The 26,365-nt window shown below is 66.3% G+C and carries 27 protein-coding genes; 12 read left to right on the top strand and 15 right to left on the bottom strand.

Annotation, left to right across the window (positions count from 1 at the left end; all coding sequences use genetic code 11):
* Positions 1 to 16: 16 nt before the first annotated feature.
* Together CAL12_RS07410 and CAL12_RS07405 are read left to right on the top strand one after the other, a co-directional pair.
* Positions 17 to 1,237: a ribosomal protein uL16 3-hydroxylase gene (locus CAL12_RS07410; RefSeq protein WP_086063907.1), complete on the top strand. Its 1,221-nt coding sequence runs from the start codon at positions 17 to 19 to the stop codon at positions 1,235 to 1,237.
* A 233-nt stretch (positions 1,238 to 1,470) separates the two neighbouring features.
* Entirely contained in the window at positions 1,471 to 1,698 is a 228-nt protein-coding gene (locus CAL12_RS07405; protein ID WP_086063906.1) for an endopeptidase, read from the top strand.
* A gap of 152 nt (positions 1,699 to 1,850) precedes the next feature.
* Here CAL12_RS07405 and bamC read toward each other — a convergent pair whose 3' ends face one another.
* The 4 genes from bamC to CAL12_RS07385 form a co-directional block, all read right to left on the bottom strand.
* Positions 1,851 to 3,002, bottom strand: coding sequence for an outer membrane protein assembly factor BamC (gene bamC / locus CAL12_RS07400; protein WP_086063905.1), 1,152 nt, complete (start codon positions 3,000 to 3,002; stop codon positions 1,851 to 1,853).
* A gap of 21 nt (positions 3,003 to 3,023) precedes the next feature.
* Positions 3,024 to 3,929, bottom strand: coding sequence for a 4-hydroxy-tetrahydrodipicolinate synthase (gene dapA, locus CAL12_RS07395; protein WP_086063904.1), 906 nt, complete (start codon positions 3,927 to 3,929; stop codon positions 3,024 to 3,026).
* 88 nt (positions 3,930 to 4,017) lie between these two features.
* The gene (locus tag CAL12_RS07390; RefSeq protein WP_086063903.1) at positions 4,018 to 4,665 is read right to left on the bottom strand and encodes a site-2 protease family protein; all 648 of its coding nucleotides are present in this window, start codon (positions 4,663 to 4,665) and stop codon (positions 4,018 to 4,020) included.
* A gap of 3 nt (positions 4,666 to 4,668) precedes the next feature.
* Complete coding sequence (locus CAL12_RS07385; protein WP_086063902.1) at positions 4,669 to 5,295, bottom strand: L-threonylcarbamoyladenylate synthase; 627 nt, start codon at positions 5,293 to 5,295, stop codon at positions 4,669 to 4,671.
* Positions 5,296 to 5,369: 74 nt separating this feature from the next.
* Here CAL12_RS07385 and ypfJ point away from each other — a divergent pair, with 74 nt between their 5' ends.
* Positions 5,370 to 6,221: a KPN_02809 family neutral zinc metallopeptidase gene (gene ypfJ / locus CAL12_RS07380; protein ID WP_086063901.1), complete on the top strand. Its 852-nt coding sequence runs from the start codon at positions 5,370 to 5,372 to the stop codon at positions 6,219 to 6,221.
* A gap of 16 nt (positions 6,222 to 6,237) precedes the next feature.
* On the opposite strand, the gene CAL12_RS07375 is transcribed toward ypfJ, so the two are convergent.
* Positions 6,238 to 6,732: an NUDIX domain-containing protein gene (locus tag CAL12_RS07375; RefSeq protein ID WP_086063900.1), complete on the bottom strand. Its 495-nt coding sequence runs from the start codon at positions 6,730 to 6,732 to the stop codon at positions 6,238 to 6,240.
* Positions 6,729 to 7,004, bottom strand: coding sequence for a hypothetical protein (locus CAL12_RS07370; protein ID WP_086063899.1), 276 nt, complete (start codon positions 7,002 to 7,004; stop codon positions 6,729 to 6,731). Before CAL12_RS07370 ends, CAL12_RS07375 begins: the two co-directional genes overlap by 4 nt.
* Positions 7,005 to 7,236: 232 nt before the next feature.
* Between CAL12_RS07370 and CAL12_RS07365 the strand changes: the two genes are divergently transcribed.
* On the top strand, positions 7,237 to 7,473 hold the full coding sequence (locus CAL12_RS07365; RefSeq protein ID WP_086063898.1) for a hypothetical protein: 237 nt from the start codon (positions 7,237 to 7,239) through the stop codon (positions 7,471 to 7,473).
* On the opposite strand, the gene CAL12_RS07360 is transcribed toward CAL12_RS07365, so the two are convergent.
* A complete protein-coding gene (locus CAL12_RS07360) occupies positions 7,474 to 7,722 on the bottom strand; it encodes a hypothetical protein (protein WP_086067724.1) in 249 nt (82 codons plus the stop codon).
* A 228-nt stretch (positions 7,723 to 7,950) separates the two neighbouring features.
* Between CAL12_RS07360 and CAL12_RS07355 the strand changes: the two genes are divergently transcribed.
* Positions 7,951 to 9,048: a DUF748 domain-containing protein gene (locus CAL12_RS07355; protein ID WP_157792916.1), complete on the top strand. Its 1,098-nt coding sequence runs from the start codon at positions 7,951 to 7,953 to the stop codon at positions 9,046 to 9,048.
* A gap of 12 nt (positions 9,049 to 9,060) precedes the next feature.
* Here the strand turns inward: CAL12_RS07355 and CAL12_RS07350 are convergent, their stop codons facing one another.
* The gene (locus tag CAL12_RS07350; RefSeq protein WP_086063896.1) at positions 9,061 to 9,351 is read right to left on the bottom strand and encodes a hypothetical protein; all 291 of its coding nucleotides are present in this window, start codon (positions 9,349 to 9,351) and stop codon (positions 9,061 to 9,063) included.
* Positions 9,352 to 9,446: 95 nt separating this feature from the next.
* On the opposite strand from CAL12_RS07350, the gene CAL12_RS07345 reads away from it, so the two are divergent.
* Positions 9,447 to 10,334 carry an EamA family transporter gene (locus CAL12_RS07345; protein ID WP_086063895.1) on the top strand — a complete coding sequence of 296 codons (888 nt, stop codon included), beginning with the start codon at positions 9,447 to 9,449 and terminating at the stop codon, positions 10,332 to 10,334.
* Here CAL12_RS07345 and CAL12_RS07340 read toward each other — a convergent pair.
* From CAL12_RS07340 to soxC, 4 genes are all read right to left on the bottom strand, one after another.
* Positions 10,272 to 11,246 (bottom strand): hypothetical protein, encoded by a 975-nt coding sequence (locus tag CAL12_RS07340; RefSeq protein ID WP_157792915.1) that lies wholly within the window; start codon positions 11,244 to 11,246, stop codon positions 10,272 to 10,274. The two genes, CAL12_RS07345 and CAL12_RS07340, sit on opposite strands and share 63 nt — an antisense overlap.
* 9 nt (positions 11,247 to 11,255) lie before the next feature.
* Complete coding sequence (locus CAL12_RS07335; protein ID WP_157792914.1) at positions 11,256 to 12,236, bottom strand: hypothetical protein; 981 nt, start codon at positions 12,234 to 12,236, stop codon at positions 11,256 to 11,258.
* Between the two features lie 166 nt (positions 12,237 to 12,402).
* Complete coding sequence (locus CAL12_RS07330) at positions 12,403 to 12,981, bottom strand: c-type cytochrome (protein ID WP_086063892.1); 579 nt, start codon at positions 12,979 to 12,981, stop codon at positions 12,403 to 12,405.
* Positions 12,968 to 14,221, bottom strand: a complete 1,254-nt coding sequence (soxC, locus tag CAL12_RS07325; RefSeq protein WP_232464732.1) for a sulfite dehydrogenase — start codon at positions 14,219 to 14,221, stop codon at positions 12,968 to 12,970. The genes CAL12_RS07330 and soxC overlap by 14 nt, the downstream gene beginning before the upstream one ends.
* A 229-nt stretch (positions 14,222 to 14,450) precedes the next feature.
* Here soxC and CAL12_RS07320 point away from each other — a divergent pair, with 229 nt between their 5' ends.
* From CAL12_RS07320 to CAL12_RS07300, 5 genes are read left to right on the top strand one after another with little or no spacing between them, the layout of a single operon-like run.
* A complete protein-coding gene (locus CAL12_RS07320) occupies positions 14,451 to 15,974 on the top strand; it encodes an amidohydrolase family protein (RefSeq protein ID WP_086063890.1) in 1,524 nt (507 codons plus the stop codon).
* Positions 15,971 to 17,062 carry an ABC transporter substrate-binding protein gene (locus CAL12_RS07315; protein WP_086063889.1) on the top strand — a complete coding sequence of 364 codons (1,092 nt, stop codon included), beginning with the start codon at positions 15,971 to 15,973 and terminating at the stop codon, positions 17,060 to 17,062. The genes CAL12_RS07320 and CAL12_RS07315 overlap by 4 nt, the downstream gene beginning before the upstream one ends.
* The gene (locus CAL12_RS07310; protein ID WP_086063888.1) at positions 17,059 to 17,904 is read left to right on the top strand and encodes an ABC transporter permease; all 846 of its coding nucleotides are present in this window, start codon (positions 17,059 to 17,061) and stop codon (positions 17,902 to 17,904) included. The genes CAL12_RS07315 and CAL12_RS07310 overlap by 4 nt, the downstream gene beginning before the upstream one ends.
* Complete coding sequence (locus tag CAL12_RS07305) at positions 17,901 to 18,665, top strand: ABC transporter permease (protein WP_086063887.1); 765 nt, start codon at positions 17,901 to 17,903, stop codon at positions 18,663 to 18,665. The genes CAL12_RS07310 and CAL12_RS07305 overlap by 4 nt, the downstream gene beginning before the upstream one ends.
* A gap of 39 nt (positions 18,666 to 18,704) precedes the next feature.
* Positions 18,705 to 19,568 (top strand): ABC transporter ATP-binding protein, encoded by an 864-nt coding sequence (locus tag CAL12_RS07300; protein ID WP_086063886.1) that lies wholly within the window; start codon positions 18,705 to 18,707, stop codon positions 19,566 to 19,568.
* Between the two features lie 48 nt (positions 19,569 to 19,616).
* Here the strand turns inward: CAL12_RS07300 and CAL12_RS07295 are convergent, their stop codons facing one another.
* The 3 genes from CAL12_RS07295 to ssuE all read right to left on the bottom strand — a co-directional run bounded on the left by CAL12_RS07295 (position 19,617) and on the right by ssuE (position 21,313).
* On the bottom strand, positions 19,617 to 19,832 hold the full coding sequence (locus CAL12_RS07295; RefSeq protein ID WP_086063885.1) for a TOBE domain-containing protein: 216 nt from the start codon (positions 19,830 to 19,832) through the stop codon (positions 19,617 to 19,619).
* Positions 19,833 to 19,853: 21 nt separating this feature from the next.
* A complete protein-coding gene (locus CAL12_RS07290; RefSeq protein WP_157792913.1) occupies positions 19,854 to 20,486 on the bottom strand; it encodes an NAD(P)H-dependent oxidoreductase in 633 nt (210 codons plus the stop codon).
* Between the two features lie 242 nt (positions 20,487 to 20,728).
* The gene (ssuE, locus tag CAL12_RS07285) at positions 20,729 to 21,313 is read right to left on the bottom strand and encodes an NADPH-dependent FMN reductase (RefSeq protein ID WP_232464731.1); all 585 of its coding nucleotides are present in this window, start codon (positions 21,311 to 21,313) and stop codon (positions 20,729 to 20,731) included.
* A 176-nt stretch (positions 21,314 to 21,489) separates the two neighbouring features.
* On the opposite strand from ssuE, the gene CAL12_RS07280 reads away from it, so the two are divergent.
* Positions 21,490 to 26,355 (top strand): response regulator, encoded by a 4,866-nt coding sequence (locus CAL12_RS07280; protein ID WP_086063882.1) that lies wholly within the window; start codon positions 21,490 to 21,492, stop codon positions 26,353 to 26,355.
* Positions 26,356 to 26,365 lie beyond the last annotated feature (10 nt).

Below are 26,365 nucleotides of genomic sequence, written 5' to 3'. Positions count from 1 at the left end.
TTCAAGGCATATCCCCATGATCCCATCGATCAATCCGCAGCCGGACCAGCCCCTGGACCTGCTGGGCGGCCGCACGCCGGCGCAATTCATGAAATCGTATTGGCAGCGCAAGCCGTTGCTCATACGCCAGGCCATTCCGGGCTTCAAGCCGCCGGTCGGCATCGCCGAACTGAAGCGGATGGCCCGCAACGACGACGTCGCGTCGCGCCTGATCTGGCGCGAAGACGGGCAATGGCAGATGGAGCACGGGCCGTTCGCACGCTTGCCCAAGGCATCCGAACCCGACTGGACGCTGTTGGTGCAGAGCGTGGACCAGCATCACGACGCCGCCGCCGAACTGATGCATCGTTTCCGCTTCATCCCGGATGCGCGACTGGACGATGTGATGATCAGCATCGCCACCGATGGCGGCGGCGTCGGACCGCATTTCGACAGCTACGACGTGTTCCTGCTACAGGCGGTCGGGCGGCGCGAATGGCGCATCGGCCGGCAACGGGACCTGAGCCTGCAGCCCGACCTGCCGCTGAAGATCCTGCGTCACTTCGAACCCGAGGCCACCTACGTGCTGGAGCCGGGCGACATGCTGTACCTGCCGCCCCAGGTAGCGCACGACGGCATCGCACAGGGCGATTGCATGACGATCTCGATAGGCTTTCGCGCGCCCGACCAGGCCGCGCTGGCGCGCGGCATGCTCGAAGCCGCCGCGGAGCAGGTGCTGGCGCGCGCCGGCCAGCCCAGCGGCCCCTACGGCGAACCTCCGCTGCCCGGACCGCGCCTGCAGGCCCGGTATCGGGATGCGGGCCTGCAGGCGACCAGGCACCCGGCCGAGCTGCCCGAAGGGCTGGCGGCCGCCGCGCTCGACGCGGTGCGCCGCGTGCGCTTCGACGAAGCCTTGGCGCACCGCTTCCTGGGCTGCTGGCTGACGGAACCCGGCGCCGCCGCGGTGTTCGACGTGCCCGCCGAGGACGGCCCGGACCTGGCGGCCGCATGGCCCGCCAGCGGCGTGTTGCGGCTGGACCGCCGTACCCGCATGCTTTATCGCGGCAGGCAGGTATTCATCAACGGCGAAACCGCGCCGGTGCCGGCCAGCCCCGCGCTACGGCAGTTGGCGGACGCCAGGCGCCTGGCCTGCGGCGACCCGGCCGCCGCCAAATTGACCGATGAAGAGCGGGAGTGCCTGGTCCAATGGCTGGACGATGGCTGGCTGGTATATGAATCAGACAAATCTCGCCTCTGAAACCTGTAAAGGTTTCTAGAAGACACGCTTCGGCCCCGATTCCCCCACAATCGAAACATCTGGAAAAACCCTATACATGAGAGCAAGGCTTGTTTCCTTTAGGACTCGCAAGCTTTAATTTCCACACGCAATCGTTCGGGTAAGTCCTGTAGCCTGAATCCGTCATCCCGGTTAGGCACCTGCGCGGGCAGGCTATCCGGGTCGCACGGATTCCATCACAAAGGAGATCTCGAATGATGATGAAAACCCTGGTTGTGGCTAGTGTCCTGGCCGTTTCGCTGAGCGCGTGCAACAAGAAGGAAGACGCGCCCGCCCCGGCCAGCAGCACGCCTTCCACCACGGCCCCGTCGTCGTCCACCCCGGCCCCCTCCACCACCGCGCCGGCTGCCGGCGGCGGCGGCGCCACCACCACGCCGGGCAACGGCAGCGGTGGCGGCACGACGGGCGGCACCACGCAGTAAACGATCGGCCAGCTTCCCAAGAGCAGGCAAAAAAAGGAACGCGCAAGCGTTCCTTTTTTGCTTCCGGAGTATCCGGCACGAGCCGCGAAAACCAGCGGCACCGTCCTGGTGGCACCAGCCAGGGGCGTCGGTCCGACGCCCCTGGCCGACGCCTACTGAACCGCGGACATCTTGTCCGCCAGCACGCTCAGCAGGCGCTGGGCCGTCGGCGTGGTGTCGACCTGGCCATTGGCGTCCAGCACCGTGACCTGCGTGGCCGCGCCTTGGCCGACGACGTGGATGCGGTATTGCGGTGCCTGGCTGGGCCGCGCGGTACCGAACATTCGGCTGAAGAACCCGGGTTCGTCACGCTGCACGCCCGTATCGGTATCCAGGTAACGCACGTAGAAATCACCCGCCGAACGGTCGCGATCATCCACCGTGAAGCCGCCCGAATCCAGCGCCACACCCACGCGGCGCCATGCGCGATCGAAGGATTCCTGCACGTTCAGGCGCGCGCCGTCCGCCACCACGTCACGCGTGATCTTGGGTTGCGCCGGCGTGGCTTCGGCACGTGCAACCATGGTCTTGGCCTGGTCCACACTGGTGCCCAGGTACACCATCAGGCGTGCCAGCATGGCGGCATTCAGCCCGGGATCTTCCGGACCAGGCTGCCATTGCAGGTTGCCGGAATCGCGCTGGCCCACGTTCTTTTCCACCATGTGCTGGTGGCTGATATAGATTTCCGTGTGGCCGTTGACGCGTTCCATGCGGGTGCGGAATTTTTCGCGTTCGCCGCTATCGTAGGCCTGCTCCAGGACGAAGCCCAGCGCCTGCCGCAGCCAGCTTTCAGGAATCTTCGCGCGGTTTTCCGCCCAGTTGGTTTCGATCAGGCCGGCCTTCGGATCGTTGCTCTGGATCGTGAAGCCGTTGCTGGTCCAGAAATCGACCACCTTGCCGAAAATCTGGTCAGGCGGCATGTCGACCACCAGCCAGCGGATATCGCCGTCGCGCTCGACATGCATGTCGGTGCGCTGCGGCAATACGTCGTTGGAGGCCTTGCCCTGGGCCTGGTTGGCCGCCTGTTGCTGGCCTTCCGCCTGGTATTGCGAGAACGTGGTCGTCCCACCCGGAGGCGCCTTGTAGCGCGGATCCGCGGCGGCCTGGGTCAGGTCCGGCGGGATACTGAGCGGCTGGGCCTGCTGGCCGCTCGCGCTCTTGTAATCGATGGGTTCTTCTTTGCCCAGTATCTGATTGACGTCGCTGCAGCCGGCCAGCATGACCAGAGTAAGCAATGCCGAGTAACCGGCATGGCGCGTGTTCATACGTATCCTCATTGATTGCTTTTAAAGCAGGCCTGCGTCCCGCAATGCGGCTTCGACCGTGGCATGGTGCTGCGTGCCCGGTTCCACCAGGGGCAGACGGTAGCCCAAGGGCATGCGCCCCATGCGCGACAAGGCCCATTTGACGGGAATCGGATTGGCCTCGACGAAAAGGGCCTTGTTCAGACGTGCGACACGGGCGTTTAGTTCACGCACCTTGGGCACGTCCATGGCCAGCGCCGCCGCGCACAGGTCGTGCATGAGGCGGGGCGCGACGTTGGCGGTCACGGAAATATTGCCGCGTCCGCCCAGCAGCATCAGCGCGGCGGCCGTGGGGTCGTCGCCACTGAAAATCTGGAAGCTGGCCGGTGCTTCGCGCAACAGCAAGGCGCCCCGGCCGATATCGCCGGTGGCATCCTTGATGCCGACGATGCCGGGCACCTGGGCCAGGCGCAGAACGGTCTCGTTCGACAGGTCCGCCACCGTACGGCCCGGTACGTTATACAGGATGGTGGGCAGGTCGACGGCTTCGACGATGCGCCGGAAGTGCTGGTACAGGCCTTCCTGCGAAGGCTTGTTGTAATAGGGAACGACCGACAGGCCGGCCTGCGCACCGACGGCCTTCGCGTGGCGCGCCAGATGGATGGCTTCGTCGGTGGAATTGGCGCCGACGCCGGCGATCACGGGCACGCGGCCGGCGGCATGTTCCACCGCCACGCGTATCAGCTCCGCATGTTCCTCCATCGACACCGTCGGCGATTCGCCGGTGGTGCCGACCACGACCAGGGCATCCGTGCCTTCGGCGACGTGCCAGTCGATCAGAGAGCGGTAGGCCTTGTAGTCCAGCGTACCGTCGGGATGCATGGGGGTCACCAGGGCGACCATGCTGCCCTGGAAAGTAACGCCAGCGGCGGATGCCGAAGATGCCATATTGAGAGGGGCTCCGGTGCCCGCCGGGCTGCCCGGCGGGGACTTGAATCTGGAAATCCCGCGAGTTTACCGGATACCAGGAAAAAACCTATAGAAACCAGCTGACGACCGTGCTGCCCAGCGCAAAAATCGGCTTGAGGAAGATCCACAGCCCGCCGCTGAACAGCAGCAGCAGGACGATCATCATGCCGTAGGGCTCGATGCGGGAATACTGGTAGGCCAGGCGGTTGGGCAGCAGGCTGTAAAGGATGCGTCCCCCGTCCAGGGGCAGCAGCGGCAGCAGGTTCAGGGCCATCAGCACCAGATTGATCTGCACGCCGGCCTGCGCCATGTCGAACCAGTAGCCTTCCGCGCCGCCGCTCTGGTAGACCAGCTTGAGCACGATGCCCCAGAGGATGGCCATGACCAGGTTGGACGCCGGCCCGGCCGCGGCCACCCACAGCATGTCCTGCTTGGGGCGGCGCAGGCGGCCGAAATCGACCGGCACCGGCTTGGCCCAGCCGAACAGGATGCCCGGACTGCCCAGCAGCTTGGAAGCCAGCAGGATGACCAGCGGCACCAGCAGCGTGCCGACCGGATCGATGTGGCGGGCCGGATTCAGGCTGACCCGTCCCATCTGGTAGGCGGTCGGATCGCCGAACATGCGGGCGACATAGCCATGCGCCGCTTCATGCAGCGTAATGGCGAAAATGACGGGGATCGCGTAGATCGCGATCGACTGGATGATGTCGTCCATGGATCAGGCGATTCCGAGCTGGGTGGGGTCGCCGCGCCCCACCCGGATGAGTTGCGCTTCGTCGCCGGTCAGGTCGACGACGGTCGTGGGTTCCTTGGGGCAGGCGCCGCTATCGACGACCGCGGCCAGCACGTGCTCGTAGCGCTCGCGGATTTCCTCGGCGTCATTCAATGCGTCGGTTTCACCGGCGGGGATCAGGGTGGTGGACAGCAGCGGTTCGCCGAACTGTTCCAGCAGGCCGAGGGTGACAGGGTGATCCGGCACGCGCAGGCCTATGGTCTTGCGGGAAGGATGCGAGACGCGCCGCGGCACTTCGCGCGTGGCCTCGAGGATGAAAGTGAACGGGCCGGGCGTGGCGGCCTTCAGCATGCGGTACTGGCGGTTGTCGACGCGGGCAAAATGGCCCAGCTGCGCGAGATCGCGGCAGATCAGCGTCAGATGGTGGCGATCGTCCAGCCCGCGCAGCCGCCGCAAGCCGTCGGCGGCCGCCTTGTCGTCCAGGCGGGCGATCACGGCGTAGCTGGAGTCGGTCGGCACGGCCGCAAGCCCGCCGTCGCGCAACAGCTGCGCGGCCTGCTTCAACAAACGCGGCTGTGGATTCGCGGGATGTACGGTAAAGAATTGCGCCATGCGGCTATCCTAACATCTTGCAAGTAGGCATCCGCCCCGGCGGCGCGCCCGCGCGGGGCACGAAGGAGAATCTCATGCGCTTGGATGATTCGCGTGAAAGTGAAAATGTGGAAGATCGGCGTGGCATGGGGCTGCCCATCGGCGGCGGCAAGCTGGGCATAGGCGCCATCGTCCTGGCCCTGGTCGCCGCGTACTTCGGTATCGATCCGTCAGTCGTGCTGGAGACGATGCAGGAGCCGGCCACCCAGCAGGCACCCGCCAACACGGCGGCGCCGCCGGCCAACGACCCGCAGCGACGCTTCGTCGCCAAGGTCCTGGGCGAAACGGAAGATACCTGGCAGGCGATTTTCCGCGAGCATGCCAAGCGCGCCTACGTGCCGCCGACCCTGGTCCTGTACAACGGCGCCACCCGCACCGCCTGCGGCACCGGCCGCGCCGCCATGGGGCCGTTCTACTGCCCGGCCGACAGCAAGGTCTACCTGGACCTGAGCTTCTTCGACGACATGAAGCGGCGCTTCCAGGCACCTGGCGACTTCGCCCAGGCCTACGTGATCGCGCACGAGGTCGGCCATCACGTGCAGAACCTGCTGGGCATATCGCAACGCGTCGCCTCGCTGCAGCAGGAAAACCCGAGCCAGGCCAACGCGCTGTCGGTGCGGCTGGAACTGCAGGCGGATTGCTATGCCGGCCTGTGGGCCAAGCGTGCCGACAGCGCGCGGCACATCCTGGAGGCCGGCGACGTGGAAGAAGCGTTGAATGCCGCCAGCGCCATCGGCGACGATCGGCTGCAGAAGCAAAGCCAGGGCTATGTCGTGCCCGACGCCTTCACGCACGGCACGTCCGCGCAGCGGGTGCGCTGGTTCAAGCGGGGACTGGAAAGCGGCGATCCGCGCCGCTGCGATACCTTCAGCACCCAGTCGCCCTAGCGCAGCGGCCAGCGCGTCAGATCAGCTGGAATTCGCCATTCCGCCGATAGCGGCGGAATGCCTCCAGCGTCGCGCGCACGTGCGGCATCATGGGTGGCGGCGCTTCGTCCAGGGATACCCACCGCAGGACCGCGGCTTCCAGGGGATCGCCGCGCAAGGTGCCCTCGAATTGCGAACAATGGAACAGCACCGCCTGGTATTGGCAAACGTCGCCGTTCGGCAGCGTGACGGTTTCCACGGCGGGATTCGACGCATGGCCGAAAGGAAGCAGTACGCGCGCGTCCAGGCCGGTTTCTTCACGGGTTTCGCGCCGCGCCGCCTGTTCGGCGGACTCCCCCAGTTCGATGTGGCCGCCGGGCAGTCCCCACATGCCTCGGAAGTCGGCCCGCTCGTGCAGCAGGACGGTTGCGTCCGGGCCTTCCAGCACGATGCGCACGCAGGGACACAGCAAGGGCCGCGGCCCGACCAGGGCACGCAGGCGCCCCAGCGTCGATTGCGCGAATGCGCTCATGACACCGCCAGGCGCACTCCCGACAGGGCGTCCACGATCTCGCGGCCATGCGCGACAGCCGCATGCACGGCTTCCGCGGGGCTGTAGACGAAGCCGCCGTCCACGAAGCGCGGAATCGGATATTCGTCGCCGTCGGTGGGCTGCAGCGATGCCGGTGCCACGCAAACCACCGCGCGGAACATAGGTGTACCGCCATCGTCGGGCGCCGGAACATCCCGGGCGACCTTGGCGGTCAGGCGAAAGCCCTTGTAGACGTCGTTGTTTCGATGCACGCGTTGTTCCCCTCTTACGATCGGTCCGGGGCGAGCATACCCGCCTCACATGACATGTCGCGGAATATTTTGTAACCACAAAATGACAAAAAGTTAAGCGGGGTTTTCCCGGCGAAAGGGGGTGTCGGGGCGGAAAAACCACAAAAAGGGAGTCTGGCAGGTATGAAGTTTGCGCATCCATGGGCGCGGGAAGCGCCGGACATATCCGGCGCCCGACATGCGGAGGTGCAACATGTTGACCCAGGAACAACTACAACTGCTTAAACAAATCCACGCCGGCGAGCACGGCATCGACGGCCTGAAAGCCAGGGATCTGCTGGATCGCGGCCTGGTCGCCCAGGCCGATGACGGCCTGACAGTCACCCCACAGGGCCGCGATGCGCTGGGACTGCGGGAAGGCTTCGGCGACGCCATCGTCGACGCGGTCCTGCCGGGCGAAGGCGCGCGGCAAGCCGAGGAAAAACACTGATCAGGCCTTCAGCGCGGCGATGACCGAGTCGCGCATCGCTTCGAAGCCGGCAACATACTGCTGGCTTTCGGAGCGCGCCAGCAAGGCCGCGTAGTTCTGCTCCAGGCGGGTTTCCACCGCCTCCCGCAGCCCCGGCGAGCCGCGCGCGATGTGCAGCACGCACAGCAGCGACGCGGTCAGGGCGCTGATCTGGCCCCCCTGATGCGCGATGGTTTGCGCAATCAGTGCAAGTTTTTCATCGGTATCCATGCTGGTCCTTGTCGTCGGCGCCTGCCGCGGGCGCCGGCTGTTGGTAGAGTCGCGGGCCATCCTAGCACGGTCATTCCGCCCGCTGGACGGCGCGGGGGGCTTCCCCCTGACTCCACCATCTGGATAGACTTGCCGTCTTTTCCATATGAGCACACCATCTTCATGTGCCTGTCAGGCCGAACGCTTCTGGCGAGCGGCCACCCGGCAAGCCTCAAGACTCGAACGCCCATGACTAAACCGGTCAAGATCCTCATCGTTGTCGTCCTGCTCATCGCCGTCGCCGCCGTGGGCGCCCTGCATGTGGCTTCCAGATTGGTCGTCAGCCGCATCCAGGACATGATGGGCGACAAGGGCCATGCCGCCCATATCGACGTGGGCTGGACGGAAATCGTGCTGCAGGACGTGGAAATCGGCGCGCCGCCCGATTGGCCCAGCCGCCAGACGTTGCGCGCCGCCCGCGTGACCATGGAACCGGATTGGCGCGCGCTGCTGTCGGATCGGCTGGACATACGGCGCGTGGTCGTCAGCGACTACTACGTCTCTATCCTGCGCTCGGCGGACGGCAGCCTGCAGATCCTGCCGACGCTGCGGCAACGCGCGCGCGAACGCGCCGAGGCCCGCGGCGACGCGCAAACCGACGACCAGGGCCGCCCGAAGCGCGAAACGTCGATCGGCAAGCTGATCCTGGACAAGGGCCGGCTGGACTTCTTCGACGCGCGGGTCGTCAAGACCCCGTACCGGGTGCCCTTCGAGAACGTGCATGCCGAGGTCGGCCCACTGCATGCGCCCGCCAACGACGCGCACACCGAGATCAAAATGCAAGGCCAGCTGGTGGGCAAGCAGCGCCGTGGCACCGTCACCGTGAACGGCTGGCTGGCGCTGCCCAGCCACGACGCCGACATGCGCACCACGACCACGGGCGCGGACGTGGCCGTGCTCGCGCCCTACCTGCAACGACATGCGCCTTCTATCCTGACTGCGGGCCAGATGGACCTGGACATGACGACCCGCGTACAGAACCAGCAGTTGTCGGCGCAGGGCAAGGCCAAGCTGCGCGACCTGGACTTCAGCGGCGGCGGCCTGGGATCCCTGCCGCGCAAGGCCGTCATGGCGGCGCTGGAAGACCGCAAAGGCGAGGTCAATTTCGAATTCACCCTGCAGGGCAGCCTGAAGGACCCGAAATTCTCGCTGACCGACGACGTGTCCACGCGCATCGTCGGCGGCTTCGCCAAGGCCATCGGCGTCAGCGTCGAAGGCGTCGCGGAAGGGGTTGGGTCGGCGGTGAAGGGATTGGGCGGCGCGATAGGCGAATTGCTGGGTAAGTGAGCACCGCGTCCGTCAAGCCACCCAGCCACCATCGGGAGCGGCGGGACGCGGCGTGACGGGGGCGTCTGCCTGCCCTGGCTTGGCGGGCTCCGGCGGGACCGGTGCCCCCACCGGCGGCTGGCCCGGGCCGGGCACCGGATCCTTCGGCGGGATATCGGGATTTTCGGGCATGCCGGGGTTCACCGGCCGCACCGGCTGGACCGGGCGCACCGGGTCGACGGGATTGACAGGATTCGCGCCGCCGCCCGCGCCGCCGACGGGGGCGGCCGGGCCGATAGGACCGATAGGACCGATAGGGTTCATGGTGATCTCCTTGTGGTTTGCCGCCCTTTCCGCAAACCCTGTGCCATGGCGCGCGATGTTGCACAATCAGGCTCTTTGTCCATTATGGAACCACGATGCCGCCGCGCGATCTGGCCCTGGCCCTGGTAGTCATCCTCGTCTGGGGAATGAATTTCGTCGTCATCAAGATAGGCCTGCACGGCATACCCCCCATGCTGCTGGGCGGAATCCGTTTCCTGCTGGCGGCGGTGCCGGCGATATTCTTCGTCAGGCGGCCGGCGATTCCCCTGCGCTGGCTGGTGGCCTACGGCGCCACGATATCGCTGGGCCAATTCGCCTTCCTGTTCACCGCCATGGCGGTGGGCATGCCCGCCGGGCTGGCTTCGGTCGTGCTGCAAGCCCAGGCATTCTTTACCGTGGCGCTGGGCGCGCTGCTGCTGCGCGAACCTTTCCGTGCCCACAACGCTGTCGGATTGGTGGTCGCCGCGGCAGGCCTGGCCTTGATAGGTGCGGAAGGCGGCGCGGGGATGACGACCATGGGCTTCGTGCTGACCCTGTGCGCGGCCTTGATGTGGGGCCTGGGGAATATCGCCACCAAGAAAGCCGGCAAGGCCGACATGCTGGGACTGGTGGTGTGGGGCAGCCTGGTGCCGCCGCTGCCATTCTTCGCGCTGTCGTGGTGGCTGGAAGGCCCTGATCGTATCCACGCCGCGCTGGCATCGATAGACGGTTCGTCGGTGTTCGCGGTGGTGTATCTGTCGTTCGTTGCCACGCTCGTGGGCTACGGGCTGTGGGCGTGGCTGATGTCTCGCTATCCGGCGGCCCAGGTAGCGCCGTTTTCGCTGCTGATCCCGGTGATCGGGCTGGCGGCCGCGGCGGCCTTGCTGGGCGAAATGCCCACGGCGCCGCAGGTGGGCGGCGCCGTGCTGGTCATGGTGGGACTATTGATCAACACCTTTGGGCGCCGCCGCGGACAAGGAACCCTGTCGGGAACCGTTCGGTGAATGGTGCGGTGAATTGCGCGGTGAATTGTGCGGTGAACTGTTCGGCGAACTCTTCGATGAACCGCTCGGATCGAAATACAGGTTGGCATCCGGTTGCGCGACGTTCGCATCCGCCTTGTGCGACGTGCGCCATCTGTTCTTCCATGAAGCCACGGCGCTGGTGAACGCCTCGAATCGCCTGGAAACGAACTGGGTCCGGAAACGGCGCTTCTTGGGCCGGACGGATGTCGACTGCGCCGGCGGGTCCGGCTCCGTGTAGTCCGCGCTGTCCGGCACGCTACCGCTCCCGGCGGCATCCGACTGCCTGGCACCAATCTCGAGCTTGGCCATCGCCTGGACGGCCGCTTGCTCATGGTTCGACAGCGACCGCCTGCGATCGGCAAGTTGCTGCTGCATTGCCGGCGTGTCGACCTGCCCCGCCAGCTCGTTCACGAACTTGCGATGCGTTTCCGCAAGGTCTTGCCCGCTCTGGTTGGCATATTGTTCGACGATGCAGGCGTTGCGGGCCGCCAGCAGCGCCTGGAACACTGCGGCCGCGTAATGCCGTTCCGGCGGCACGCCGATGTCGGGCGCCGGCGCCGTCAAGACGTCCAGGGATAGCCACAAGTCCCGCGATGCCAGGTCGCGCGCCACGGGAGCATCGGACGACAACAGGTGCACCGCGAGCGGATGGTCCTGCCTGGCCCGCTCGCGGAAATATTCCAGCACCTCGTGGCCGCTGGGCATCGCGTCTATCACGCCCAGGATATCGATCAAACGCTCCCTGCAGCCGGCATCCCTGACGGATTGCGCAAGGTACACGTCCAGCCGTCCCCCCAGGTCATCGCGCTCCGGCTTGGGTGGCCGCGCGGGCGGTCCATCGTTCAATCCATTCAACTCGGAATGGGAGGGTTGCCTTTGTCCTACTAGCATGGGGTCTCCTTACTCGCCGTTGTGGGCAGTGCCATTCGCGGAATTGCCGGTACCGCCGTCGCGCGCGGATACCGGCGGTATATCGCCGGGGATAGACGTGCGCCTGTGCCCAAGCTTGGCTTCCTTGAGCGCGGCCGGTTCGCCACGCGGCCGGCAGTCGTCGGCGACATCCTGCCGACCCATGAAGCCGGCGAATTTCTGCACCTGCTGCGCCGCCCACCTGAACGCCAGCCGCGCCTTGCCCGGGCGGGCGATTTCCGTGGCGTCGGTGGGGTCCACCGCAACGACCGGCCCGTAGGCAGGCCTGGAATCCTTGCGCAGCGGTATGCATAGAAAGCCCCGGCCGCCGCCCGGCGCGATGGGCGACTCGCCATCGATGGGCGCCTGGCCGACGATCAGCGGCGTGGACATGGAGTGCCGACGGCTTTCAGTGGCCTGGGAGGCAGACGGCGTACGCTCGTGCACTTCCAGTTCCTTGCGGAACTTGACGACGGTGGAAACGGGGTCCAGCCATACGTCAAGCACATCGGTGGGCGACTTCGTGAAACGGCTTTCCGGACTGCGCCCCGCCAGCGCATTGCGGACCTGCGTCAACCGCAACAGCATCGAAGGCGCCTGCTCCACCTCCGGCGGCACGCCGATCCGTGTGGCCCCGGCGGTCAGGCTGTCGGCCGCGAGATAAAGGCAATGCGGCTTTTCCGCCTCCTTGCGCGGAATGTCGCCGCCGTCGGCCAGCGCGATGGTGGGATGCTTGCCACGTTCGCCCAGCGTGCGGAAATCATGCAGCAGTTCCCTGCCCGTCTGCGTGGCGTGGATCACCCGCAGGGTGTCGACGATGCGCGGCCGATGATCGCTGACGGTGGGAAACATCGTCGCCGTCAACAGGCCGTCCAGCTCATCCTTGATTCGTTCGGGAGGACGTGGAGGACTGTTTCGATCGACGACCTGGACGTCAATGTGTTGATGTCCGAGTGATCCTGGCTCCAACATGAGGCCTCCTCCGTAAGATAGGCGTGGGCGTGTCGCCCTGGCCGTGTACGTGGAGTTAGGCAATGCCGCGTTCCGCGCCGTCCGACAGCGGAAAACCCGTATTCCCACGGGCGGCTTCCCGGTCTAGAGGAAAGGCCGCCACATGGCCCCCCCAAGGAGGGGCGCGTCAGCGGACGTCCGGCCGCGGATCCGCGACGAAGCCACCGGCGTTCGGCATGCGGACTTGCAGCAGGGTCCGCGCGTTGGCGGGGGCGCCGTCAGGCCACAGCCCATTCAGCGCCAGCACATAAGCGGTGACGGAATAGACCTCGTCGTTGCTGAGCGTCTGCGGCGCATCCAGCGGCATGGCGCGGCGTATGTAATCGTAAAGCGTGGTCGCGTACGGCCAGAAACTGCCCACCGTCTTCACCGGTTTCCTGTCGGCGAGCGTGCCGACGCCGCCGGCCAGCCGGTCCCCCAGGCCGCCTTCGCCCTTTACGCCATGACAGGCAGCGCAGCGCGTTTCATACAAGCTCTTGCCGTCCGCCAGCGTGCCGCCGCCCGCGGGCAAGTTCTTGCCATCAGGAGCGACGTCGATGTTCCAGCCCTGGACCTGCGCTGGCGTCGCGGGCGTGCCGATGCCATAGGGCCCCGCCTGGACGGCGCCACCGCAGACCGTGACCGCGAGGGCGATGGCCACTGATAAGGGGCCCCTCGGCACCAAGCGCGGCGATGGCCGGCCGCCCGCCGTATCAAAGCCGCGCATTGCTGACCTCTCCATTGGACGCGATACGCCACGGCGTGATGGCGTTGTTGTGATAGCCGGAATTCACCCCGCGCACCGCCAGCAAGGCCTCGAGCGTGGGCTGCACATAGCCGGTTTCGTCGGTGGCGCGACTCTGGATGACGGCAGGCCCGCCATCCCAGCGCCACGGAAAGCGAAAACGCGTCACGGCGCGGGTCAGCACAGGATCCTGCAGCGCCGCGTCGTGCCAGTTATCGCCGCCATCCACGGACACTTCCACCCTGGCCACCTTGCCACGTCCGCTCCACGCAATACCGCGGATCTCGACGAACCCAGGGGCGTTCAGGCGCTGGCCGCCGGACGGCGCGGTGATGATGGATTTGGCCTCCATGTAGAAGGTGAACTGCCGCGCGGTGCCATCGGGCATGGAGTCCGTGTACTTGGCGGTCTCCTCGCGCGAGAACGCCGGCGTGTCGGTGATGTGCAGGCGGCGCAGCCACTTGACGCTCATGTTGCCTTCGAAGCCCGGCAGCAACAGGCGCAGCGGATAGCCCTGTTCCGGTCGCAGCCGTTCGCCATTCTGGCTGTAGACCAGCAAGGCGTCTTCCAGGCACTTTTCGATCGGCACGCTCCGTGTCATGCCCGACGCGTCGGCGCCTTCGGCGACGGCCCAGCGCGCCCCTGGCTGCAAGCCGACTTCTTCCAGGACTGTTTTCAACGCCACGCCCGTCCATTCGGCGCAGCTGAGCAAGCCGTTGGCCTCGGCAGCGGTCTTGCCATGGACGTCATAGCCCGGATTGCCGGAACACTCCAGGAAGTGGATACGCGAGACTGACGGAAATCGCCGCAAGTCATCGACGGTGAACAACAGTTCTTTCGCCACCAAACCATGCACCAGCAGACGATGCCGGGCGGGGTCGATGTCGGGCACTCCGCCATGGTGCCGTTCATAGAACAGGCCGTTGGGCGTGAGGATGCCATCCAGGTCCTGCAGCGGCGTGCGCGAAGAAGACGATATGTATTGCTTGTCGGTAGGCCGCACCGAACGCACGACGTTCTTTTCGAAGGACGATGGCGCGCCATAGGGATGGCTACCGGTGGGCGCGCCGGGCTTCCGGCTCCAGGGGGGTACCGCGAGCGGTACGTCGGCCCCCGCCGGCTGTGGCGGGGCGACCTGCGCCAGGGTGCCTTGCGCCGACGACAGCGCCGTGCCGGCTCCCAGCGCGACGGCGTTTTCAAGGAATTTTCTGCGGGATCTCACGTGAGCCTCCAGGATGACGCGGCATCCTATCGCGCCGGATAGGGGCTTGAAACGACGGAATCAGGATATGGTTATGCGCGCCCGCGGCGCGCGATGGCATCGCATAAGCGTATGACCCATAACGTCATGGGCCAGAAGCAAATGCCCCATACGCAAATAAGGATGAATTCGTTGGGCGGGCATGTAGGCCCCGGTAGTGTATGCGGCACACACTCACCGGAGACCTTGAATGAACGATCGCTTGAAGCAAGTCCAGGCGTCCCGATCGGCAGCCGTGAAATCACGGCTGGACCATCCTGTCATCGATACGGACGTCCACGTCAATTCCTACGCGCCGGCGCTGGAAGACTACGTGCAGCACTACGGCGGCAGCAAGCTGGTCGACGCGCTGCGCAAGGCGCAGGGCGGCCGCTTCACCAGCCGCAGCGCCGGCGGCAAGGACTGGTACCAGCAGACCGCCGAAGAGCGCCAGTACCATCGCACGCTGCGCTCGCCCTGGTGGGCGCGGGTCACGCGCAATACCTATGACCTGGCCACCTACACGCTGCCCGCCCTGCTGCACGAACGACTGGCGGAACAGGGCTCCGACTACTCGGTGCTGTTCCCCAACGACGTGCTGGCTCCGCTGGCCGCCGGCGCCGACAACCGCCAGGCGCTGCAGCGGGCGATCAACCATTTCCACGCCGACCAGTATCGGCCCTATGCCGACCGCTTGACGCCGGTGGCGGGGATCGGCCTGCATACGCCGCAGGAAGGCATCGAAGAACTGGAATTCGCGGTCAAGACGCTGGGCCTGAAGGTCATCAATATCCCTGGCGGCATACGCCGCCCCATACGCGCGATCGCCGACAAGTACCCCGCCAGTGAGTATCCCGACGTGGCCCGCCATGCCGGCTACGTGGACTTCCTGGGCCTGGACAGTGAATACGACTATGACCCGTTCTGGGCCAAGGTGGTCGAACTGGGCGTACCGGTGACCACGCACTACGGCAGCCAGGGCTGGACGGGCAGGCAGTCGATCAGCAACTACATGTTCAATCACATCGGCCATTTCGCCGACGGCTCGCAGGCTTTCGCCAAGGCACTGTTCTTTGGCGGCGTCACGCGGCGTTTCCCGCAATTGCGCGTCGCGCTGCTGGAAGGTGGCGCCGATTGGGGCGCGCACGTGTACACCCATCTGATCGATCGCTGGGAAAAGCGTAATCGCGATGCGGTACAGAACTACAACCCCGCGCACGTCAACCTGGAACTGTTGGAAGAACTGTTCCTCCGTTACGGCGGCAGCCTGTTGAAAAGCGGGAAGCCGAACCGCGCAACCCTGCTGCGCGATAGCCTGGGTATTTCCGCCCTGCCTCACAGCCGCGACCCCGTGGACGAGGAGCTGGACGACTTCGCCGCGGCGGGCATCGAGAAGCCGGAAGATATCCGCACCCGTTGGCTGGACAGCTTCTACTTCGGCTCGGAAGCCGACGATCGCACGGTGGCCTCCGCGTTCAACAGCCGGGCACTGCCGCTGAACGGCCGCGTCAACGCCATCTGGTCATCGGACGTCGGCCATTGGGACGTGCCCGAATTCACCGAGCCGCTGGCGGAGAGCTGGGACCTGGTCGAAGCCGGCGTCATCTCGCGCGCCGACTTCAAGGCTTGGGTGTACGACAATCCCCTGCGCTTCTACACGCAGGCGAATCCCGACTTCTTCAAGGGCACGGCCATCGAACGCAGCCTGGCCGCATCTGGAGCGCAGGCACGATGAACCGCATCTGGCATGGCTGGCGACGGCTTGCGGCTGGCGCGGCGGGCGTGGTGGCGTTGGCCTTGGGTGCCTGCCCGCCCGCGGCGGCGGAGACCGACACGATACGCATCGGCGTCGCCACCGCAGGCGGCGGCGATCCCATCACCTGGGGCGGATCGCCCGGCTCGGTGGCGCGTATCAACCGCTGGGTGGAAGACGCATTCGCGGCGTCCGGCGTCAAGGTCGAATGGCTGTTCTTCAAGGGCGCGGGACCGGCGGTGAACGAAGCGCTGTCCAACCGGCAGATCGATTTTGCCTACCAGGGCGACCTGCCAGCCGTCGTGGGCCGCGCGAATGGGCTGGACACCCGCCTCCTGCTGGTCAGCGGGGCGCGCAACAACCTGTACGTCGCCGTGCCGTCGGCCTCTTCGTTGCAGTCGGTGGACGATCTGAAAGGCCGCACGGTCGCGCTTTTCCGCGGCACCAATGGCCATCTGGTGGCGATCAATGTCCTGGCGGCGCATAAGCTGGCGGAACGCGACCTGAAGATCGTCAACCTGGACACGGGTAGCGCCCAGGCCGCCATCGTTTCCAATGGCGTGGAAGCGGCATTCGGCGGCATCGAGTACTTCAAGCTGCGCGACCAGGGGTTGGTCAGGCTGATCTATTCGACGCAGAAGGAAAGCCCCGCCTACACGCGTCAGGCCGCCCTGCTGGTGCGCAACGCCTTCGCACAGGAGAACCCGGCCGCTACGCAGCGGGTGGTGGACGTGTTCGTGCGCGCCGCGCGCTGGGCTTCCGACGAAGCCAACCGCGACGCGCTGTTCAAGCTGTGGGCGCGCAGCGGCATTCCCTACGAGTCGTTCAGGGCGGAATTCCAGGACCAGGACCTGCGGGCGCGTAATTCGCCGCTGGTCGATCCCTTCATCATCGGCCGCTACAAGGCCGTGGTGGCGGATGCGCTCAAGCAACGGCTCATTCGCCGCGAGGTCAGTGTCGATGATTGGTTCGATACCCGGTTCCTGGCGCAGGCGCTGAAGACACAGGGCTTGACGGAATACTGGACGCCTTACGCGGCGGATGGCGTAACGAAGCTGGATCCCCCATGAGTGCATCGCCTTCCGTGCTTGCCGGCGCACGCCGCCCGCGCCGGCTCATCGTCCCCCGGGATCTGCTTGCCAGGCTGGGATCCCGGGGGTTGGGGTGGATCCTGCCGCTGGCCGTCCTGGCCCTGTGGCAATACTGCGATGGCCGCGGCTGGATATCGCCACAGGTGCTGCCGTCCCCGCGTTTCGTGCTGGATACCCTGCGCGATCTCGCCACAAGCGGCGACCTGTGGACCAATACCCGCGCCAGCATGACGCGCGTGCTGGTCGGGTTCCTCGTGGGCAGCGGGCTGGGGCTGGCGCTGGGTACAGCCATGGGCCTGTCGCGCAGGGTGGAATCCTATGTACTGCCAACCTTCAATGCGCTGGTGCAAATTCCCGTACTGGCCTGGATGCCCTTCGTGCTGCTGCTGGTCGGCATAGGCGAGCCGCTCAAGTACATCCTGATCGCCAAGGCCGCACTGGTGCCGGTCACGCTGAACACATTGCAGGGCTTCCGGCAGACGCCGCCAGCGCTGTCGGAGGTCGCGCGCATCTACGGCTACAGCCGCCGCCAGGAAGTGCTGGAAGTGGTACTTCCGCACGCGATACCGACGCTATTCACCGGCCTGCGCCTGGGTTTCACCAAGGCCTGGCTTTCACTGGTGGTGGTGGAACTGGTGGCCTCCAGCGAAGGCCTGGGTTATCTGATCGTCTACGGCAGGCAGCTGTTCCAGCTGGACCTGGTCATGGCGGCGGTCATCGTCGTCGGCGCCATCGGCTACGCCATTGACCGCCTGATGGACGCCGCCGAACGGCGCGTATCCGCGGGCCGTCCCCCGGCAGCGGACGGAGCGGTGCCATGAGCGCGGCGCGGCCATTGGGGCGCTGGCGCGGATGGGTGGTTCCCGTCGTCGCGATCGCCGTATGGTGGTGGGTTGCGGGCACCGGCGTCAGCAAATCACCCATGCTGGTGTCGCCTGCCCTGGTGCTCGATACCGCGCTGGATCAGGTCACGACCGGCAAGCTATGGCGGGCGCTGGGCGCCAGCTTCGCCCGCGAGCTGGCCGGTTTCACGATAGGGACGTCGCTGGGCCTGCTGCTGGGCATGGCGCTGGGGCTGTCGCGCGGATTCCAGCGCGTAGTGGGTCCCAGCTTCAATACCTTCAAGCAAGTGTCCCTGTTCGCGTGGATACCGCTGATTTCGGTGTGGTTCGGGCTGGGCGACGCCGCGAAGGTGGTGTTCCTGTCGCTGGCCGCGCTGGTGCCCGTGGTGGTCAATACCTGCGACGGCATACGCAACGCGCCCGTGGGGCTGTTGGAAGTCGCGCGCGTGCACGGCTATGGCAGGCTGCAGACCATCGTCTCGGTCATCCTGCCCAGCGCCGTGCCATCCATTTTCACGGGCGTCTATCTGGCCCTGATCTATTCGTGGCTGGCCACGATAGGCGCGGAATACCTGCTGGTGGCTGGCGTCGGCATCGGCAATACCTTGATCGACGGCAGCGAACATTTCCGCATGGACCTGGTCATCTTCGGCATGACCGTGGTCGGTATGGTGGGATGGGCGCTGAACGCCCTGGCCCGCATGGTCGAACGCCGCCTGGTCGGCTGGCGCGGCGCGTGACGCCCGCCTTCCTTTTCTCCCACCCTACGACAAACCGATATGTCCATACTCGCTTCCGCCGATCACAACGCGTCCGCCTTGCGTATCCAGGGCCTGGGCAAGAACTTCCCGGCCGCGGGACGCCAGGAGGCCCTGGCGGTGCTCGATCACATCGACCTGGACGTCCCGGCCGGGCGTTTCATCAGCATCGTGGGCGCCAGCGGATGCGGCAAGTCCACGCTGCTGCGCCTGATTGTCGGCCTGGACGGTGACTATCAGGGTTCGATCCGCATCGACGGCCGGCCTGTCCACGGACCTGGTCTGGATCGCGGCATCGTGTTCCAGGAGCATCGGCTGTTTCCATGGCTGACCGTGGCCGGCAATGTCGCGGTCGGCCTGCGCAACGCGCCGATTTCCGCCGCGCAGAAGCGCCAGCGCGTGGACGAGCACCTTGCCCTGGTCGGACTGCAAGGCTTCGAGCATGCCTACCCGCATCAGATTTCAGGCGGCATGGCGCAGCGCGTCGCCATCGCGCGCGGACTGGTAAATCGGCCGCGCATGCTGCTGCTGGACGAGCCTTTCGGCGCCCTGGACGCCCTGACACGCTCACGCATGCAGATCCAGCTGCAGCGTATCTGGCAACAGGAGCGGATCACGATGATCCTGGTCACGCACGATGTGGAGGAAGCGGTCTTCCTGGGCGATGAAGTGGTGATCATGCAGCCGCATCCGGGCCGCATCCACCGCACAGTGCGCGTGGAGCTGCCGCATCCGCGCGACCGCAGCGACCCGCGCTTCATCCGGCTGCGCGACGACGTGCTCAGCGACTTCCTGGAGCCCGAAGACCGCCGGCGTGCGACGTCGTCGGATGCGGAAAACGTGGTGTTCCTGCAGGATCGGCGGCGACTGCGCATGGCCTGGTGACAGGTCCGGGCGGGGGCGCCCGGCGTCCCCGCCGTCGCGCCCACGGGGCTACAACTTGGCGACCGAGACCTCGGTCGACTTGACGAAGGCCAGCACCTCGGTGCCGACCTGCAATTCCAGCTCGTGGACGGAACGCGTCGTGATGACCGACGTCACGATGCCCGCGGGCGTGTCGATGTCGACTTCGGACACGACGGGGCCTTCGATGATTTCCTTGATCTTGCCGCGGAACTGGTTGCGAGCGTTGATGGATTGTATGGGCACTGCGAGCTCCTGATGGAATGGCTACACGGCACAGCGTGCCAGTGCTGGAGTATGGGAAACCGCGCCGCGGAATCCCGTTTGGGCGGACCTAGACACGGCGTCCCACGCGGCGCGCGATGGCCGCGCGATTCGGATGATCTCGTCGACCAGGCCTAGCAGGCGGCGGTCGATCTCGCCATCCAGTTCCGCATTGCCGCGGCGATTCAATCGGATCTGCGTATCGGCCGCATAGACGCCGGACAGCACGTGGCTGGCATGCAACGCCGACAGCACGGTCTTTACATTCTGTTCGATGGCAAGCAGGCGCGCGCCAGACGTCCACGTCACCAGCGGTACGACGATCTTGCCGGCGAAGGCGCCGCGCCGCGGCGGCCAGTCCAGCAGGTCCAACATGGCGATCAGGCCGCATGGCAGGCAATCGTTGCGCGCGAAGGCACCCAGGAGCACCACGTCGGCCTGCTCCACCCACCCGCGCAACGCTGCCGCCGCGGTGCCGTCATGGCGCGCCTGGATCAGGTCTTCGGCGGGCAGGTTGTCTACGCCAAGGATATCGACGCGCTGGCCTCGCTCGCGCAGCAGCGCGGCGGCGCGGCGCGTCAATGCGGACGACAGACATCGGGATGAAGGACTTCCGGTCAAGGCAAGAATGCTCATGGAGACTCCAGATGCGAGAACCGCGCATGCGATCGGGTCGTGATGATTCGATTCTATTGATCGGCTCGCGGACGGCAACGACATATCGCGCATATCGGTATGCCGTATCAGCGGTGGCGGCGCGCGCGCTCCGGTGGAAGAATGGCGTCATCCAACATGACCTGGTTGGGAGCGTATCGCCATGTTCATACATCCCTACGAATACGAAATGATGGACACCATGGCGGAGCATGTCGCGGCGCCTATATCCCCAGTCGGCCAGAGCAGGCCAACGGCCCCAGGGACACGGCCTCCGGCCCCGGCCACGGCCGCGCGGGCGCCAGATACTTCAGCAGCTTCTCCGCCGCTTCGTCCAGCCGCCGCCGAACATCGGCATCAATCAAGACCCTGCCCTGCTCGTCGAAGCTGACCTGCTTGTCGGTCGCAAAAACGCCAGCCAGGATATGGCGCGCGCCAAGCGCGGACAGCACCGGCTTGAGGCTGTACTCCAGGGCGAGCAGATGGGCCGGGCTACCGCCGGTCGCGATCGGCAGCACCAGTTTGTCGGCGAGTGCTTTCTCGTCCAGCAGATCGAGCACCGCTTTCAGGCCTCCGGCGAACGACGCCTTGTACACGGGGGTGGAAATCAGCACGGCCTGCGCCGAGTCCACGCGTCCGCGCAAGGCGTGCGCCGCGGGACTGTCGTAGTGTCCGCCGATCAGCGCCTCGGCCGGGATGTCGTCCAAGCCCGCTTCGCCCACGGCAATGCCGCGCTCCGCCAGGCGGCTGGCGACGTGGCGCGACAACGCCGAGGAACGGGACTTGCCGGACGGGCTGCCGACCATCATCAACATGCTCATAGGCCATGGATGGTGCCAGCGAGGCATCGCGGCAGGAAATACTTCGTCGGCATGACCATATGCGCGGCTGTGGCTCCTGGTATATTCACTGGCTGTCGGCAGAGGCGCGTCGGCTCTTGCTCTGCCATAACAATTTCCCAAAGCGGCCAGGAGTGGAAAGCAAGATGGAGCAGCAGCCTCTGGACCCCAGTTCCCCGCACGATGATCCGGCGCCGTCGTTCCTGGCCGGTGGCGGCGAAATGGGCGCCTTGATTCGCGCTCACGATTGGGCCGCCACATCGCTGGGCGAGCCCGCGCAGTGGCCGCAAAGCCTGCGGACGGCCATACGGATCATGCTGGCCTCTCGCCAGCCTATCTGGATAGGCTGGGGCGAAGAACTGATCTTCTTCTACAACGACCCCTACAAGAGCATCATCGGCGGCAAGCATCCGGCCGCCCTGGGCCTCCCCACCATCGAGGTCTGGAAGGAGATCTGGGGCGACATCGAGCCGCTGCTGCGCACCGCCATGGGCGGCATGGAGGGCACCTACGTCGAGGAAAAGTTTCTCCTGATGGAGCGTAACGGCTACCCGGAAGAAACCTATTACACCTTTTCGTACAGCCCCATCCCGCTCGACGACGGCACCGCGGGCGGCATCATCTGCGCCAACAGCGACGATACGGCCCGCGTCATCACGGCGCGCCAGATCCGCCTGCTGCGCGAACTGGCCGCGTCGACCACCCAGGCGCACAGCTGGGACGAGGCCTGCCGGCTGGCCACGCGCGCCTTGGGGCTGGATCCCTACGATATCCCCTTTGCCATGCTTTACATCGCCGAGGCCGGCAGCGACATGGTCACGCTGGTCGGCAGCAGCGGCATCGAGGACGGCCATCCCGCCGCGCCGGCCTCGATGCAGGCCGATCCGGACGCGCCATGGCCGATCGACGACTCCCTCCGGCGCGAGGGCCTGGTGGTCCTGAACGACCTTGCCGAGCGCTTCGGCGACAGCTTGCCTTCCGGCCCGTGGCGGCACACGCCGTCCAGGGCGGCGCTGCTGCCGGTTTCACCCACCGGCGATGGCGGCCGGGCGGGCGTACTCATCGTGGGGTTGAATCCCTACCGCCTGTTCGACGATGACTATCGAGGCTTCCTGAACCTGGTGGCCGGACAGGTCAGCGCGGCCATCGCCTATGCGCATGCCTACCAGGAAGAACGCCGCCGCGCGCGGGCGCTGGAACAGATCGACCTGGCCAAGACCACCTTCTTTTCCAATATCAGCCACGAGTTCCGCACGCCGCTGACCCTGATGCTGGGCCCGCTGGAGGAATTGCTGCAAAGGGCCCATGAGGACGACGGCCAGCGTCCGCTGCTGGACCTGACCTATCGCAACGGCCTGCGCCTGCTCAAGCTGGTCAACAGCCTGCTGGACTTCTCCCGTATCGAAGCGGGGCGCGTGCAGGCCAAGTACCAGCCCACCGACCTGGCGGCGCTGACCGCCGAGCTGGCGTCGCTGTTCCGCTCCGCGACCGACCGCGCGGGACTGAAGCTGGTGGTCGACTGCCCGCCGCTGCCGGCGGCGGTGTACGTCGATCGCGAGATGTGGGAAAAGATCGTCCTGAACCTGCTCTCCAACGCGTTCAAGTTCACGTTCGATGGCGAAATCCGCATCGAGCTGCGCCCGACCGTCGATGGCACCGCCGCGGAAATGCGCGTGCGCGATAGCGGCATCGGCATTCCCACGCATGAGCTGCCGCACATCTTCGACCGTTTCCACCGCGTCAGCGGCGCGGTGGGCCGCAGTATCGAAGGCAGCGGCATCGGCCTGGCGCTGGTGCAGGAACTGGTACGGATGCATGGCGGCACGATAGACGTGCAAAGCCAGCTGGGCGAAGGCACGCAGTTCACGGTCCGCGTGCCGCTGGGCGCGGCGCGCGCCGCGGACGGTGTCCAGCCGGATGCGGCCGGCCACGGCGACGCCGGCCGCGGCACCAGCGTCAATGCTCAGGCCTACGTCGCCGATGCCCTGCGTTGGGTGCCGGAAGGCGAGGCCGGACCGACGCTATCCACCGTGCTCGATGCCGATATTGCCAAGACCAGCGACGGCGAGCGGGTGCTGGTGGTCGACGACAACGCCGACCTGCGCGATTACGTGCGACGCATGCTGAGCTCCGCCGGCTATCGGGTCGAGGTCTCGGTGGACGGCAACGACGCACTGGCGGCGGCGCGCCGCCAGCCACCCAGCCTGATTCTTTCCGACATCATGATGCCGGGACTGGACGGCTTCGGCCTGCTGGCGGCCGTGCGTGGCGACCCTCAGCTGCGCGATATCCCGGTGCTGCTGATGTCGGCGCGCGCCGGCGAAGAAGCGCGCGTGGAAGGCCTGAGCGCGGGCGCCGACGATTACCTGACCAAGCCGTTCTCCGCGCGCGAGCTGCTGGCGCGCGTGGCCAGCAACGTCCAGATGTACCGGCTGCGCCAGGACACGGCGCGCCAGATCAAGGAAGACGCGCGCATCCTCGAAGTCCTGAACCGCGTCGGCACCACGATCGCCGCCGAACTGGACCTGGGCCGCGCGGTGCAGGTCGTGACCGACGCCGCGACGGAATTGACGGGCGCTGCTTTCGGCGCGTTCTTCTATAACCTGCTGGACGAAGCCGGCGAACGCTACACGCTGTACACCTTGTCCGGTGCGTCCAGGGACCTGTTCGAAGGCTTCCAGATGCCGCGCAACACCGCGGTATTCGGCCCGACCTTCCGCGGCGAAGGCATCGTCCGGTCCGACGACATCACACAGGATCCGCGCTACGGCCACAACGCCCCCCACCATGGCATGCCGGCGGGACATCTGCCCGTGCGCAGCTATATGGCCGTGCCCGTGCATTCGCGCAATGGCGAAGTCCTGGGCGGCCTGTTCTTCGGCCATCCCGAGCCTGGCATGTTCGATGCCGCCGCCGAACGGCTGGCCGTCGGCATCGCGGCCCAGGCCGCGATCGCCATCGACAATGCCGGCCTGTACCAGGCGGCGCAGAACGAGATCGCCCAGCGCAGCCGCGCCGAACAGGCGCTGCGGCAGCTGAACGAAACCCTCGAACTGCGCGTTGCCGAGGCCGTCGCCGAGCAGGAGCGCCTGTGGGAGCTGAGCGAAGACCTGCTGGCCATCGGCGACTATGACGGGAATCTGCTGCGCGCCAGTCCTTCCTGGACCCGCGTGCTGGGACACCGCCGCGAAACGTTGGCGTCCAGGCCTTACCGCGACCTGGTGCATCCCGACGACTATCCGGTGGCTGCCGGCGCGTTGAAGGCCTTGCGCGCCGATGGCAGGTCGGTCACTTTCGAATGCCGCATGCGCACCGAAGCCGGACTATGGCGCTGGATCGCCTGGACGCTTTCCCCGGATCCGGAGCACGGCACGGTGCATGGGGTCGGCCGCGACGTCACGGCGGACAAGGAAGCCGCCGAAACCCTGCGCCAGACCGAGGAAGCGCTGCGCATGGCCCAGAAGATGGAAGCCGTGGGCAAATTGACCGGTGGCGTGGCGCACGACTTCAACAACCTGCTGCAGGTCATCGGCGGGAATCTGCAATTGCTGGCCATCGACACCGTCGGCAACGAACGCGCCGAAAAGCGCGTGCGCAACGCGCTGACCAGCGTGTCGCGCGGCGCCAAGCTGGCGTCGCAGCTGCTGGCCTTCGGACGCAGGCAGCCGCTGGCGCCCAAGGTGGTGAACCTGGGCCGCTTCGTACGCGGCATGGACGACATGTTGCGCCGCGCGCTGGGCGACGGCATCGAGATCGAAACCATTATTTCGGGTGGCCTGTGGAATACGCTGGTCGATCCTTCGCAGGTGGAAAACGCGCTGCTGAACCTGGCGATCAATGCGCGCGACGCGATGCAGGGGCACGGCAAGCTGACCATCGAGGCCGGCAACGCGCTGCTGGACGACGACTATGCCATGCGCCATGCCGACGTGACGCCGGGCCAGTACGTCATGGTGGCCGTGACCGACACCGGCGAAGGCATGCCGCCCGAAGTGCTCGAACACGTCTTCGAGCCCTTCTTCACCACCAAGCCCGAAGGCCGCGGCACCGGCCTGGGATTGAGCATGGTGTACGGCTTCATCAAGCAGTCCAACGGCCACATCAAGATCTACAGCGAACCGCGCCAGGGCACGACGGTGCGCCTGTACCTGCCGCGCGAAAAGCAGCCAGAGGACCTGGCGACCGAGTTGGACACCGGTCCCATCGCCGGCGGTACCGAGACGATCCTGGCCGTGGAAGACGACGAGGAAGTCCGCACCACGGTCGTCGATATGTTGTCGGAACTGGGCTATAGCGTGCTCAAGGCCAAGGACGCGCAGAGCGCGCTGGCGATCGTCGAGAGCGGCGTGCCCATCGATCTGCTGTTCACCGATGTGGTCATGCCCGGCCCGCTGCGCAGCCCCGAGCTGGCCCGCAAAACGCGCGAACGCCTGCCCAATGTGGCGGTGCTGTTCACGTCCGGGTATACCGAAAACGCCATCGTGCACGGCGGCCGCCTGCATGAGGGCATAGACCTGCTCAGCAAGCCCTATACACGCGAGGCACTAGCGCGCAAGCTGCGCCACGTGCTGCGCAACCAGCAGCAGCGCAACGTGGTCAACGAAGCGCGGCAGCGCAGCCTGCCGCTGCCGGCGGCCCGGCGCGATGGCGCGGCGGCCATCCCGCTGCGCGTGCTGCTGGTGGAAGACGACGGCCTGATCCGCTCCAGCACGGCCGAAATGCTGGAAGCATTGGGCCATACCGTCGTGCCCACCGAGCATGCATCGGCCGCCCTGGCGGCTCTCAACAGCGACAGTATCGATGTGCTGATGACCGACATCGGCCTGCCGGGCGTGTCGGGCGTCGAACTGGCGGCGCAGGCGCGGCAGCGCCAGCCCGACCTGCGCGTGGTCTTTGCCTCCGGCCACGACGCGGGCGCGGAAGCCGGCAGCGGCCAGCTGGAAGATGCCGTGCATCTGCTCAAGCCCTACACGGTGGAAGACCTGGCGCGGACGCTGGAAATGCTGCGATAGCGGTCGGCGG

The sequence above is a fragment of the Bordetella genomosp. 8 genome (assembly GCF_002119685.1).
Taxonomy (GTDB): Bacteria; Pseudomonadota; Gammaproteobacteria; order Burkholderiales; family Burkholderiaceae_B; genus Bordetella_C.
The sequence above is the reverse complement of the archived record's forward strand: the minus strand, read 5'-3'. Positions and strand labels throughout refer to the sequence as shown.

What these genes read in the sequence shown, in the direction of transcription:
- CAL12_RS07305 (WP_086063887.1), top strand. Translation starts at nt 17,901, where the DNA reads ATGAGCGCGGCGCGGCCATTGGGGCGCTGGCGCGGATGGGTGGTTCCC.
- CAL12_RS07385 (WP_086063902.1), bottom strand. Translation starts at nt 5,295, where the DNA reads ATGGCGCAATTCTTTACCGTACATCCCGCGAATCCACAGCCGCGTTTG.
- CAL12_RS07335 (WP_157792914.1), bottom strand. Translation starts at nt 12,236, where the DNA reads ATGTTGGAGCCAGGATCACTCGGACATCAACACATTGACGTCCAGGTC.
- CAL12_RS07290 (WP_157792913.1), bottom strand. Translation starts at nt 20,486, where the DNA reads ATGAGCATTCTTGCCTTGACCGGAAGTCCTTCATCCCGATGTCTGTCG.
- CAL12_RS07405 (WP_086063906.1), top strand. Translation starts at nt 1,471, where the DNA reads ATGATGATGAAAACCCTGGTTGTGGCTAGTGTCCTGGCCGTTTCGCTG.
- ssuE (WP_232464731.1), bottom strand. Translation starts at nt 21,313, where the DNA reads ATGATGGTCGGCAGCCCGTCCGGCAAGTCCCGTTCCTCGGCGTTGTCG.
- CAL12_RS07310 (WP_086063888.1), top strand. Translation starts at nt 17,059, where the DNA reads ATGAGTGCATCGCCTTCCGTGCTTGCCGGCGCACGCCGCCCGCGCCGG.
- CAL12_RS07375 (WP_086063900.1), bottom strand. Translation starts at nt 6,732, where the DNA reads ATGAGCGCATTCGCGCAATCGACGCTGGGGCGCCTGCGTGCCCTGGTC.
- bamC (WP_086063905.1), bottom strand. Translation starts at nt 3,002, where the DNA reads ATGAACACGCGCCATGCCGGTTACTCGGCATTGCTTACTCTGGTCATG.
- CAL12_RS07340 (WP_157792915.1), bottom strand. Translation starts at nt 11,246, where the DNA reads ATGCTAGTAGGACAAAGGCAACCCTCCCATTCCGAGTTGAATGGATTG.
- CAL12_RS07300 (WP_086063886.1), top strand. Translation starts at nt 18,705, where the DNA reads ATGTCCATACTCGCTTCCGCCGATCACAACGCGTCCGCCTTGCGTATC.
- CAL12_RS07350 (WP_086063896.1), bottom strand. Translation starts at nt 9,351, where the DNA reads ATGAACCCTATCGGTCCTATCGGTCCTATCGGCCCGGCCGCCCCCGTC.
- CAL12_RS07280 (WP_086063882.1), top strand. Translation starts at nt 21,490, where the DNA reads ATGGAGCAGCAGCCTCTGGACCCCAGTTCCCCGCACGATGATCCGGCG.
- CAL12_RS07355 (WP_157792916.1), top strand. Translation starts at nt 7,951, where the DNA reads ATGACTAAACCGGTCAAGATCCTCATCGTTGTCGTCCTGCTCATCGCC.
- CAL12_RS07360 (WP_086067724.1), bottom strand. Translation starts at nt 7,722, where the DNA reads ATGGATACCGATGAAAAACTTGCACTGATTGCGCAAACCATCGCGCAT.
- CAL12_RS07365 (WP_086063898.1), top strand. Translation starts at nt 7,237, where the DNA reads ATGTTGACCCAGGAACAACTACAACTGCTTAAACAAATCCACGCCGGC.
- CAL12_RS07345 (WP_086063895.1), top strand. Translation starts at nt 9,447, where the DNA reads ATGCCGCCGCGCGATCTGGCCCTGGCCCTGGTAGTCATCCTCGTCTGG.
- ypfJ (WP_086063901.1), top strand. Translation starts at nt 5,370, where the DNA reads ATGCGCTTGGATGATTCGCGTGAAAGTGAAAATGTGGAAGATCGGCGT.
- CAL12_RS07330 (WP_086063892.1), bottom strand. Translation starts at nt 12,981, where the DNA reads ATGCGCGGCTTTGATACGGCGGGCGGCCGGCCATCGCCGCGCTTGGTG.
- dapA (WP_086063904.1), bottom strand. Translation starts at nt 3,929, where the DNA reads ATGGCATCTTCGGCATCCGCCGCTGGCGTTACTTTCCAGGGCAGCATG.
- CAL12_RS07315 (WP_086063889.1), top strand. Translation starts at nt 15,971, where the DNA reads ATGAACCGCATCTGGCATGGCTGGCGACGGCTTGCGGCTGGCGCGGCG.
- CAL12_RS07320 (WP_086063890.1), top strand. Translation starts at nt 14,451, where the DNA reads ATGAACGATCGCTTGAAGCAAGTCCAGGCGTCCCGATCGGCAGCCGTG.
- CAL12_RS07390 (WP_086063903.1), bottom strand. Translation starts at nt 4,665, where the DNA reads ATGGACGACATCATCCAGTCGATCGCGATCTACGCGATCCCCGTCATT.
- CAL12_RS07410 (WP_086063907.1), top strand. Translation starts at nt 17, where the DNA reads ATGATCCCATCGATCAATCCGCAGCCGGACCAGCCCCTGGACCTGCTG.